Below are 11,436 nucleotides of genomic sequence, written 5' to 3'. Positions count from 1 at the left end.
GGGGTCGATAACCAGCTTTACACTCAGACCACCGCCGCTACCATGGGTTCGCCATGTCGACATTAGATGAAGAAGATCGCCGCGAATACTACCGTATCGAGGACACGATCGCACTGGAAATTCGGCCCCTGTCCGCTCCCGAAGCCGCAGGCCAGGAAGTGTTGCAGGATGCTTCCCCACTGTTCAACCTGCTCAGTGAACTGCACCTGAGCGAATTCGAGTCGCAGCACCTGTTGCGGCAGATCAGCGAGCGCGACCGGGCCATCGCCGCGTTCCTGAAATCCCAGAACAAGCGCATCGACCTGCTCAGCCAGGTGGTCGCCCTGACCGTGCTCGGCCATATCGGCGAGCCGCAACCGGTGATCATCTCCGAAGGCGGGATCGACTTTCAGTACCCGACGCCGATTGCCACCGGCGCACACCTGTCGGTGAAACTGGTGCTGATGCCGCAAGCGCTCGGCCTGTTGCTGCGCGCGCGCGTGACCCATTGCGACAGCAAGGGCGACGGTTATGACGTCGGCACCGAGTTCGAACACTTGACCGACGCCCAGCGCCAGTTGCTCGCCCGCTATATCTTGCAGAAGCAGGCTCAGGAACGACGTCTGGCCCGCGAACAGAACGAATCAGGCATTTAATTTAAGGAAGAACCGTGACCCTCATCTACGGCCACCGCGGCGCCAAGGGCGAAGCACCGGAAAACACCCTGAGCAGTTTTCAGGAATGTCTCAAGCACGGCGTGCGCCGCTGCGAACTCGATCTGCACCTGTCCAAGGACGGCGAGTTGATGGTCATCCACGACCCGACCCTCAAACGCACCACGGAGCGGCGCGGCAAGGTCGTCGAGCACACCGCTGCCGAGCTGGTGACTTACGACGCGCGCAAGGGTGGTCCGGGCTGGATCAAGCCGTGCCCGATTCCAACGCTGGAAGAGTTGTTCGAGAAGTGCGATTTCGAGCACTGGCAGTTGGAGGTGAAAAGCGCTTCACGCACGCGTGCGGCAACTACGGTGCTGGCGATTCGTGAAATGGCCCAACGGCATGGCTTGCTCGACAAGGTGACGATCACCTCGAGTTCGCGGGAAGTGTTGAAAGCGGCGCTGGATCTGGTGCCGGATGTATCGCGGGGGCTGGTCGCCGAATACGCCTGGCTCGACCCGTTGAAGGTCGCGGCGAGCTATGGCTGTGAGATTCTTGCGCTGAACTGGACCCTGTGTACGCCGGAACGCCTGCAGAAGGCGCAGCGTCAGGGGCTGCATGTGTCGGTATGGACCGTCAACGAGCCTGCGCTGATGCGCAGACTCGCCGACTTCGGCGTTGACAGCCTGATTACAGACTTTCCCGGTTTGGCCACTGCCACGCTCGAGAATTGCTGAAATCGGTCTCCCCGGCCGGCTCAGGCCACCGGCCGGAGCCCGTCAAAAAAGCCGGTTGAGGCCGTCGTACGCCGCTACCCGATAGGCTTCAGCCATGGTCGGGTAGTTGAACGTGGTGTTGACGAAGTACTTCAGAGTGTTCAGTTCGCCCGGCTGGCTCATGATCGCCTGACCGATGTGGACGATCTCCGACGCCTGATAACCGAAGCAGTGAACGCCCAGCACTTCCAGGGTTTCACGGTGGAACAGGATCTTCAGCATGCCTTGCGGCTCGCCGGCGATCTGCGCTCGCGCCATGCTTTTGAAGAACGCCTTGCCGACTTCGTACGGCACTTTGGCCTGGGTCAGCTCCTGCTCGTTCTTGCCGATCGAGCTGATCTCCGGAATGGTGTAGATGCCGGTTGGCACGTCATTGACGAAACGCCAGCTACCGTTATCAACGATGCTGCCAGCGGCCGAACGGCCTTGGTCGTGGGCGGCACTGGCCAGGCTCGGCCAGCCGATCACGTCACCGGCACCGTAGATGTTCGGCACGCAGGTGCGGTAAGCCTCGTCGACTTCGATCTGGCCACGGCTGTTGACCTTGACGCCGATGTTTTCCAGACCCAACTGATCGGTGTTACCAGTACGCCCGTTGCACCAGAGCAAGGCGTCGGCCTTGATTTTCTTGCCCGATTTCAGGTGCAGGATCACACCGTTGTCGACACCTTCAACGCGATCGTAATCTTCGTTGTGGCGCACGGTGATGTTGTTGTTGCTGAAGTGGTAGCTCAACGCCTGGGAGATTTCCGAGTCGAGGAAGCTCAGCAACTGACCACGGTTATCGACCAGTTCGACCAGCACACCCAGACCACTGAAGATCGACGCGTATTCGCAACCGATCACGCCGGCGCCGTAAACGATCAGTTTGCGCGGGGTGTGGCCGAGACTGAGGATAGTGTCGCTATCGTAGATACGCGGGTGGTGGAAATCGATGTCCGCCGGGCGATATGGGCGCGAACCGGTGGCGATGATGATGTGCTTGGCCACCAGCTTCTCGACCACGCCGTTGGCGCAGACCACTTCGATGGTTTGCTCGTCGGCGAAGCTGCCGGTGCCAAAGAACACGTCGACGCGGTTACGGGCGTAGTAGCCGGTGCGCGAAGCGACTTGTTTGGAAATAACCTTTTCGGCGCTTTTCAACACGTCCGGGAAGGAGAACCAGCGTGGCTCGCCGATCGCCCGGAACATAGGGTTAGTGTTGAACTGCATGATCTGCCGCACCGAGTGACGCAGTGCCTTGGACGGAATGGTGCCGAGGTGGGTGCAGTTGCCGCCGACCTGGCGACGGCTGTCGACCATCGCGACCTTGCGCCCTGCTTTGGCGGCGTTCATTGCCGCGCCTTCTCCCGCCGGGCCGGAACCCAGCACCACCACGTCGTAGTTGTAGACAGCCATGCGTACTCCTCAGAACAGGCCGCGGTGCCAGCAGCACCTACGGCTAAATCACGCCGAACGGCGGCGCGAAGGAACAATTGGGGGTCAATCAAGAACCCGGACACAGTCTATAGAAGCGTCAACGCCGCGCACATTAACCCTTGGTCGCGTCGTAGGCTACTTTTGCCTGCACTACAACGCCAGCTTTCGTATTGTTCTCAGTCAGTTTTTGCGCCACTGAGGCGCTCGAAAGCCTGACTGGTGCGGATGACAAAACCTGTATCGGCACGAATCACAAAGAATGCACCAATGTCATGTTTTTCGGCATAGTCCCACGCCCTTTCCGGGCCGAGAATAAGCAACAGCGTCGATAGTCCATCGGCCATCAGCGCTGAAGGATGAATCACCGTGACTGACGCCAGGTCGTGTAGGACGGGCGCACCGGTGCGGGCATCGAAGGTGTGGGAATAGCGCCGACCGTCCTGCAGGAAATAGTTGCGGTAGTCGCCGGAGGTGGAAACGCCGTAGCCGTCGACATTGATAATGCGCTCGGCGACCTGCTGATCATCACGAGGCTCTTCCAGGGCGATGCGCCACGATGAACCGTCGAGCTTGCGGCCCTTGGCCTTGAGCTCCCCCGTGGCTTCAGCGAGGTAATCGTGGATGCCCATGGCATCGAGCCGTGCCGCAATGGTGTCGACGGCATACCCGGCGGCGATGCTGTTGAAGTCGACTTCCACCGCCGCATCCTTGCACAACTGCTCGCCATCGATGCGCAGATGTCGATAACCGACCCGCTGCATGACTGCGGCCAGCGCTGTAGCGTCGGGGACCTTCTCTTCGCGACCTTGCGGGCCGAAGCCCCAGAGATTCATCAGCGGCTCGACGGTGAGGTCGTAGGAGCCTTCGCTTTGCGCTGACAGTTGCTGGCCGACACCGACCAATTCGAGCACCGACGCAGGCATTTTCTGACAGCTGTTGGCGGGCAAAGCGTTGAAGCGCTCGATGTCCGAATCATTGCGGTAAGTCGACAGCTGCTGATCGACTTCGCCGAGGATGCGCTCCACTTCACTGCGAACCTGGGTTGATTCGGGCATGCCGGCGTGGCGCACGTACTTGATTGAATAGGTGCTGCCCATGGTCGGCCCGCCGAAAGCTTCCATGGAGTCGCCACTCCCGCAGCCAGCCAATACGCCAGCCAAAATCACAAGTCCAGGCAACCGTCCAGTGAACAATTATTCATCTCTCCGTAAAACCACGGCGGCCATTATGAATTAAAGGATCTGCAACATCTTTATACAAAATCCAATAGTGAGTACCTGAACATGTCCTCCACCACGGGCAAAGGCAAAGCGATTTTTCGCGTTGTCAGCGGCAACTTCCTCGAAATGTTCGACTTCATGGTCTACGGCTTCTATGCCACGGCCATCGCCAAGACCTTCTTCCCGACCGACAGCGCCTTCGCCTCGCTGATGCTTTCGCTGGCAACCTTCGGTGCCGGCTTCCTCATGCGTCCGCTGGGGGCGATTTTCCTTGGCGCTTATATAGACCGCCATGGTCGTCGCCAAGGCCTGATTATCACGTTGGCGCTGATGGCGGCCGGCACGGTGCTGATTGCCTGCGTGCCGGGCTACGCGACCCTCGGCGTCGCTGCGCCGCTGATCGTGCTGTTTGGCCGCTTGCTGCAAGGGTTTTCGGCGGGCGTGGAACTGGGCGGCGTGTCGGTGTATCTGGCGGAGATCGCCACGCCCGGCCGCAAGGGCTTCTTCGTCAGCTGGCAGTCTGCGAGTCAGCAAGCAGCGGTGGTGTTCGCCGGGTTGCTCGGGGTCGGCCTGAACCATTGGCTGAGCCCGGAACAAATGGGCGATTGGGGCTGGCGCGTGCCGTTCCTGATCGGCTGCATGATTGTGCCGGTGATCTTCGTCATTCGTCGTTCGCTTGAGGAAACCCCGGAATTCCAGGCACGGAAACATCGCCCTACCCTGCAGGAAATTGTCCGCTCGATCGGTCAGAACTTTGGCATCGTCATCGCCGGCATGGCGTTGGTGGTGATGACCACGGTGTCCTTCTACCTGATCACCGCGTACACCCCGACCTTCGGCAAGGCTGAGTTGCACCTGTCGGACTTCGATGCGTTGCTGGTGACGGTGTGCATCGGTCTGTCGAACTTCTTCTGGTTGCCGGTGATGGGCGCGGTATCTGACAAGATTGGACGCAAACCCTTACTGCTCGCGGCGACGATTCTGGCGATTCTCACCGCTTACCCCGCCCTGTCGTGGCTGGTGGCGAATCCGAGCTTCAGCCATTTGCTGATCGTCGAGTTGTGGCTGTCGTTCCTCTACGGCTCGTACAACGGCGCGATGGTGGTGGCGCTGACCGAGATCATGCCGGTGGAAGTGCGTACGACCGGCTTCTCGCTGGCCTACAGCTTGGCGACGGCAACCTTCGGCGGGTTTACCCCGGCGGCGTGTACGTATCTGATTCATGTGCTGGATAACAAGGCTGCGCCGGGGATCTGGCTCAGTGGTGCGGCGGTATTGGGGTTGATTGCGACGTTGGTGTTGTTCCATGGCAACAAGCACGAACTGCGTACCGCGCAAGCAGCCGTGCCCGGCGGCGCCCGATAGGACGCTTTCGCGAGCAGGCTCGCTCCCACAGGGGATTTTCTGAACGACACAGATCCAGTGTGGGAACGAGCCTGCTCGCGAACGGGCCAGCACTGACAACACAGCTTTAAAAGGCACACAAACAAAAACGCCCCGACCTAGGTCGGGGCGTTTTCATGTGCAGCTATCGCTTAGCGCGGGAACGCTGGCGGATTCACATCAGCCATGTCTTCCATCACGCGGATCACCTGGCAGCTGTAACCGAACTCGTTGTCGTACCAGACGTACAGAACAACGCGGTTGTCCTGCACGATGGTCGCCTCAGCGTCGACCACACCGGCGTGACGCGAACCGACGAAGTCAGTCGAAACCACTTCCTGCGAGTTGACGAAGTCGATTTGCTTGTGCAGATCGGAGTGCAGCGCCATGTAGCGCAGGTACTCGTTCATCTCTTCACGGGTGGCGGCTTTCTCAAGGTTGAGGTTGAGAATGGCCATCGACACGTTCGGCGTCGGCACACGGATCGCGTTACCGGTCAGCTTGCCGGCCAGCTCAGGCAGGGCCTTGGCAGCAGCGGTGGCAGCACCGGTCTCGGTGATCACCATGTTCAGCGCGGCGCTACGACCACGACGATCGCCCTTGTGGAAGTTGTCGATCAGGTTCTGGTCGTTGGTGTACGAGTGAACGGTTTCGACGTGACCGTTGATGATGCCGAACTTGTCATTTACCGCTTTCAGCACCGGCACGATGGCGTTGGTGGTGCAGGAAGCGGCGGAGACGATCTTGTCATCAGCGGTGATTTCACCGTGGTTGATGCCGTGCACGATGTTCTTCAGCTTGCCTTTGCCAGGTGCGGTCAGAACCACGCGGTCGATACCCGGGCACTGCAAGTGCTGGCCCAGGCCATCAGCGTCACGCCATACACCGGTGTTGTCCACCAGCAGCGCGTCTTTGATGCCGTACTGGGTGTAATCCACTTCAGTCGGGTTCTTCGCGTAGATCACCTGGATCAGGTTACCGTTGGCGGTGATGGTGTTGTTTTCTTCGTCGATGGTAATGGTGCCGTTGAACGAACCATGCACCGAATCGCGACGCAGCAGGCTGGCGCGTTTGGTCAGGTCGTTTTCGGCGCCTTTGCGCACGACGATGGCGCGCAGACGCAGGCCGTCGCCACCACCGGTTTTTTCGATCAGGATGCGCGCCAGCAGACGGCCGATACGACCGAAGCCGTACAGCACAACGTCGGTGCCTTTACGTGCGGAAGCGTTTTGCTGGCCAACCACATCAGCCATCTCTTCACGAACGAACTGCTCGGCGCTGCGGCCGTTGCCTTCGTTGCGGAATTTGAACGCCAACTTGCCCAGATCTACCGAAGCCGCGCCGAGCTTGAGCTCGCTCATGGCTTTGAGCAGTGGGAATGTTTCGTGGACGGAGAGTTCGCTGTCATCGGAAGAACGGTGGCGCGCAAAGCGGTGAGCTTTGAGAATCGCGATGACAGACTGGTTGATCAGGCTGCGGCCATAGATCGAGCTCACCACGTTGTTATTGCGGTAGAGCTGACCGATTAGCGGAATCATCGCTTCTGCGAGTGCTTCACGGTCGATCCATTCACCAAGACACTGGTCGGGCTTCTGAGTCACGGTAACCTTCCACATGTAGGGGCAGAAAAAAGGGGCTACATTATGCCGCCGACAACCTCTTGTAGCAATGCGCGCTTGTCGCGCAATCGGTAACAAAATTCCGTTCAAAAAAATTACGCCTCTCTCCAGCCCAGTAAAACCGGGGCTTTCAGCGCAGTCAATTTTTCGACGACTGTTAGACGATGTCTGTAACCCTCCGTAACACCAGCCACTTTCGGCACTACATAATCGCTAAAAAACGCCTGGTTTTTATGGTTACCACTACATTTCGTCCAAACAACGAAGATAGACGTAGTCTGCAACTGACAGGCGGCACCGGACGCCGCTACAATTACCGACTTTGTCGCAAAGCCTGGAGCTCAACCTTCCGTGCCCGTTCTGCGTCTACCGCAACTCCCTGCCGAGGCAGGTAAACAGCATTGGGGCAATTTGCCCGGTGCCGCCCTCAGCCTGGCGATTGCCGAGGCTGCCAGCGCTGCCAAGCGCTTCACCCTGCTACTGACCGCCGACAGCCAGAGCGCTGAACGACTGGAACAGGAGCTGAGTTTCTTCGCCCCGGATTTGCCCGTGCTGCATTTCCCCGACTGGGAAACCCTGCCGTACGATCTGTTCTCGCCGCACCAGGACATCATTTCCCAGCGCATCGCCAGCCTATATAGGCTGCCGGAACTGGAACACGGTGTGCTGGTAGTGCCGATCACCACAGCGTTGCACCGCCTGGCGCCAACCAAGTTTTTGCTCGGCAGCAGCCTGGTGCTGGATGTCGGGCAGAAGCTCGACGTTGAGCAGATGCGTGCGCGGCTCGAAGCCAGTGGCTATCGCTACGTCGATACGGTTTACGAACACGGCGAATTCACCGTACGCGGCGCACTGATCGACCTGTTCCCGATGGGCAGCAAACTGCCCTATCGCATCGATCTGTTCGACGACGAAATCGAAACCCTGCGCACCTTCGATCCGGAAAACCAGCGTTCCATCGACAAGGTCGATTCGGTCAAGCTGCTGCCGGCCCGCGAGTTTCCGCTGCAAAAAGACGCGGTCACCCGTTTCAAGGCGCGCTTCCGTGAACGCTTTGACGTCGACTTCCGGCGCTGCCCGATCTTTCAGGATCTGAGCAGCGGGATTACCCCGGCCGGTATCGAGTACTACCTGCCGCTGTTTTTCGACGAAACCTCGACTCTGTTCGATTATCTGCCGCAAGACACGCAAGTATTCTCGCTGCCGGGCATCGAGCAAGCGGCGGAAAATTTCTGGAACGACGTGCGCAATCGCTATGAAGAGCGCCGCGTCGATCCTTCGCGTCCTTTATTGCCGCCCGCAGAATTGTTCCTGCCGGTGGAAGATTGCTTCGCTCGCTTGAAGAGCTGGCCGCGCGTGGTCGCCAGCCAGCAAGATGTGGAAACCGGCGTCGGCCGTGAGCGCTTCCCGGCGCAGGCACTGCCGGATCTGGCGATCGAAGCCAAAGCCACGCAACCATTGGCGGCGCTGGCGGCGTTCCTCGATGAGTTCCCTGGTCGTGTGTTGTTCACCGCCGAATCCGCTGGCCGTCGCGAAGTCTTGCTGGAGTTGCTCGAGCGTCTGAAGCTGCGGCCGAAAACCGTCGACAGCTGGCCGGATTTCGTTGCGAGCAAGGATCGCCTGGCGATCACCATTGCCCCGCTCGACGAAGGCCTGATGCTGGATGACCCGGCGCTGGCACTGGTCGCGGAAAGTCCGCTGTTCGGCCAACGCGTGATGCAACGCCGTCGTCGCGAAAAACGCAGCGACGTCAGCAATGACGCGGTGATCAAGAACCTCACCGAGCTGCGCGAAGGCGCGCCGGTGGTGCACATCGATCATGGCGTAGGTCGCTACCTCGGCCTGACGATTCTGGAAATCGATAATCAGGCCGCCGAATTCCTCACCCTCGAATACGCCGAGAACGCCAAGCTTTATGTGCCGGTGGCCAATCTGCACTTGATCGCGCGCTACACCGGTAGCGACGACTCGCTGGCCCCGCTGCACCGCCTCGGCTCCGAGACCTGGCAGAAAGCCAAGCGCAAAGCCGCCGAGCAAGTGCGTGACGTCGCCGCCGAACTGCTCGACATTTATGCCCGCCGTGCTGCTCGCGAAGGTTATGCATTCGCCGACCCGAAAGCCGATTACGCGACGTTCAGCGCCGGTTTCCCGTTCGAAGAAACCCCGGATCAGCAATCGACCATCGAGGCCGTGCGCGAAGACATGCTCGCGCCGAAACCGATGGATCGACTGGTCTGCGGCGACGTTGGCTTCGGCAAGACCGAAGTGGCCATGCGTGCGGCGTTCATCGCCGTACACGGTGGCCGTCAAGTGGCGATCCTGGTGCCGACCACCCTGCTCGCCCAACAGCACTACAACAGCTTCCGTGACCGTTTCGCCGACTGGCCAGTGACCGTGGAAGTGATGAGCCGCTTCAAATCGGCCAAGGAAGTCAACGCGGCGATCGCCGATCTGGCGGAAGGCAAGATCGACATCGTTATCGGCACGCATAAACTGCTGTCCGACGACGTCAAAATCAAAAACCTCGGGCTGGTGATCATCGACGAAGAACACCGTTTCGGTGTGCGTCAGAAAGAACAGCTCAAGGCCCTGCGCAGCGAAGTCGACATCCTCACGCTGACCGCCACGCCGATTCCGCGCACGCTGAACATGGCGGTGTCGGGCATGCGCGATCTGTCGATCATCGCCACGCCGCCAGCACGACGCCTGTCGGTGCGCACCTTCGTCATGGAGCAGAACAAGAGCACGGTCAAAGAGGCCCTGCTCCGCGAACTATTGCGTGGCGGTCAGGTGTACTACCTGCACAACGATGTGAAAACCATCGAGAAATGCGCCGCCGACCTCGCCGAACTGGTGCCGGAAGCCCGTATCGGCATCGGTCACGGACAGATGCGCGAACGCGAACTCGAACAGGTGATGAGCGACTTCTATCACAAGCGCTTCAACGTGCTGATCGCCTCGACCATCATCGAAACCGGTATCGACGTGCCGAGCGCCAACACCATCATCATCGAGCGCGCCGACAAATTCGGTCTGGCGCAACTGCACCAGTTGCGTGGCCGTGTCGGCCGTAGTCACCACCAGGCTTACGCCTACCTGCTGACACCGCCGCGCCAGCAAATCACTTCGGACGCGGAAAAGCGCCTGGAAGCGATTGCCAATACTCAGGATCTCGGCGCCGGTTTCGTGCTGGCGACCAACGACCTGGAAATCCGTGGCGCCGGCGAGTTGCTCGGCGATGGCCAGAGCGGGCAGATTCAGGCAGTGGGTTTCACCCTGTACATGGAGATGCTCGAACGCGCGGTGAAATCGATCCGCAAGGGCGAGCAACCAAACCTCGATCAACCGCTCGGCGGTGGCCCGGAAGTCAATCTGCGGGTGCCGGCGCTGATTCCGGAAGACTATCTGCCGGATGTTCACGCGCGCCTGATTCTGTACAAGCGCATCGCTTCGGCCACCGACGAGGAGGGCCTGAAGGATCTGCAAGTCGAGATGATCGACCGCTTCGGCCTGCTGCCGGAACCGACGAAGAATCTGGTGCGGATCACGGCGTTGAAGTTGCAGGCCGAACAATTGGGCATCAAGAAAGTCGATGGCGGCCCGCAAGGTGGGCGCATCGAGTTCGAAGCGCAGACGCCGGTCGATCCGATGACGTTGATCAAGCTGATCCAGAGCCAGCCAAAACGCTACAAATTCGAAGGCGCGACGATGTTCAAGTTCCAGGTGCCGATGGAACGCCCGGAAGAGCGCTTTAATACTGTAGAGGCGCTGTTTGAGCGCCTCCTCCCGAAATCTGTTTGAAGGACGCCGCATGCGCCTGTTTCGCTCACTGACTTTGCTACTCACTTTCGTAGCACCGCTGGCGTTTGCCGATGACCTGTATCAGGTCGAAATGATTCTGGTCCGGCAGAACGCCGTACCGGCGATCGTCAGCCGCGCCGCGCCGGAAGACTGGGCCGCTGGCGCTCAGCGCCTGGGCGATGACAGCAAACGCACACCTGCGCTGAATGACGTGGTGACTAAACTCACCGCCAGCGGCGATTACAGCGTGCTGATGCACAAGGCCTGGCAGCAAACCCTTGGCGAAGCACCGGCAAAAGTCGCGGTCAGCGATGGCCAGGAACAGTTCGGCCAGTTCCCGATCGAAGGCACGCTGGAGATGAAGCTCGGACGTTTCACCGACGTGACTGCCGACTTCTGGGTCAATCAGATCGACGCCAATGGCCTGGTCACCGCCAGCGAGCGCCTGAAACAGGACAGCCACACCAAGAACGGCCAACTCAACTATCTCGACAACGGCCATCTGGCCCTGCTGATCAAGATCACTTCCCTGACCGCGCCTGCGCCACGGGAAGCGCCTGAAGCGATTCCGGACTGATCGAAG

At 59.8% G+C, this 11,436-nt stretch carries 8 protein-coding genes; 5 read left to right on the top strand and 3 right to left on the bottom strand.

The annotated features are described in order from the left end of the window. Positions 1-53 precede the first annotated feature (53 nt). Positions 54-635, top strand: coding sequence for a PilZ domain-containing protein (locus tag A8O26_RS10080; RefSeq protein WP_064117859.1), 582 nt, complete (start codon positions 54-56; stop codon positions 633-635). 14 nt (positions 636-649) lie between these two features. Further along, positions 650-1,372 (top strand): glycerophosphodiester phosphodiesterase, encoded by a 723-nt coding sequence (locus A8O26_RS10075; protein ID WP_007910500.1) that lies wholly within the window; start codon positions 650-652, stop codon positions 1,370-1,372. A 42-nt stretch (positions 1,373-1,414) separates the two neighbouring features. On the opposite strand, the gene sthA is transcribed toward A8O26_RS10075, so the two are convergent. Both sthA and A8O26_RS10065 read right to left on the bottom strand, forming a co-directional pair. Further along, positions 1,415-2,809 carry a Si-specific NAD(P)(+) transhydrogenase gene (gene sthA, locus A8O26_RS10070; RefSeq protein ID WP_064117858.1) on the bottom strand — a complete coding sequence of 465 codons (1,395 nt, stop codon included), beginning with the start codon at positions 2,807-2,809 and terminating at the stop codon, positions 1,415-1,417. A 197-nt stretch (positions 2,810-3,006) separates the two neighbouring features. Next, entirely contained in the window at positions 3,007-3,951 is a 945-nt protein-coding gene (locus tag A8O26_RS10065; protein ID WP_253756799.1) for an FAD:protein FMN transferase, read from the bottom strand. A gap of 162 nt (positions 3,952-4,113) precedes the next feature. Between A8O26_RS10065 and A8O26_RS10060 the strand changes: the two genes are divergently transcribed. Then, a complete protein-coding gene (locus A8O26_RS10060; RefSeq protein WP_064117856.1) occupies positions 4,114-5,415 on the top strand; it encodes an MFS transporter in 1,302 nt (433 codons plus the stop codon). Positions 5,416-5,585: 170 nt separating this feature from the next. On the opposite strand, the gene A8O26_RS10055 is transcribed toward A8O26_RS10060, so the two are convergent. Beyond that, positions 5,586-7,049, bottom strand: a complete 1,464-nt coding sequence (locus A8O26_RS10055) for a glyceraldehyde-3-phosphate dehydrogenase (RefSeq protein WP_016986741.1) — start codon at positions 7,047-7,049, stop codon at positions 5,586-5,588. A gap of 354 nt (positions 7,050-7,403) precedes the next feature. On the opposite strand from A8O26_RS10055, the gene mfd reads away from it, so the two are divergent. Both mfd and A8O26_RS10045 read left to right on the top strand, forming a co-directional pair. Beyond that, entirely contained in the window at positions 7,404-10,853 is a 3,450-nt protein-coding gene (gene mfd, locus A8O26_RS10050; RefSeq protein ID WP_064117855.1) for a transcription-repair coupling factor, read from the top strand. A 10-nt stretch (positions 10,854-10,863) separates the two neighbouring features. Next, a complete protein-coding gene (locus A8O26_RS10045; protein ID WP_064117854.1) occupies positions 10,864-11,430 on the top strand; it encodes a CsiV family protein in 567 nt (188 codons plus the stop codon). The last annotated feature ends 6 nt before the right edge of the window (positions 11,431-11,436 follow it).

Source organism: Pseudomonas fluorescens, from assembly GCF_001648775.1.
Lineage (GTDB): Bacteria > Pseudomonadota > Gammaproteobacteria > Pseudomonadales > Pseudomonadaceae > Aquipseudomonas > Aquipseudomonas fluorescens_M.
This window is presented reverse-complemented; position numbering and strand designations above follow the sequence as displayed.

Excerpts from the sequence above, each read along its gene's own strand:
- A8O26_RS10080 (WP_064117859.1), top strand. The coding sequence starts at position 54 with ATGTCGACATTAGATGAAGAAGATCGCCGCGAATACTACCGTATCGAG.
- sthA (WP_064117858.1), bottom strand. The coding sequence starts at position 2,809 with ATGGCTGTCTACAACTACGACGTGGTGGTGCTGGGTTCCGGCCCGGCG.
- A8O26_RS10065 (WP_253756799.1), bottom strand. The coding sequence starts at position 3,951 with ATGGAAGCTTTCGGCGGGCCGACCATGGGCAGCACCTATTCAATCAAG.
- A8O26_RS10060 (WP_064117856.1), top strand. The coding sequence starts at position 4,114 with ATGTCCTCCACCACGGGCAAAGGCAAAGCGATTTTTCGCGTTGTCAGC.
- A8O26_RS10055 (WP_016986741.1), bottom strand. The coding sequence starts at position 7,049 with ATGTGGAAGGTTACCGTGACTCAGAAGCCCGACCAGTGTCTTGGTGAA.
- A8O26_RS10045 (WP_064117854.1), top strand. The coding sequence starts at position 10,864 with ATGCGCCTGTTTCGCTCACTGACTTTGCTACTCACTTTCGTAGCACCG.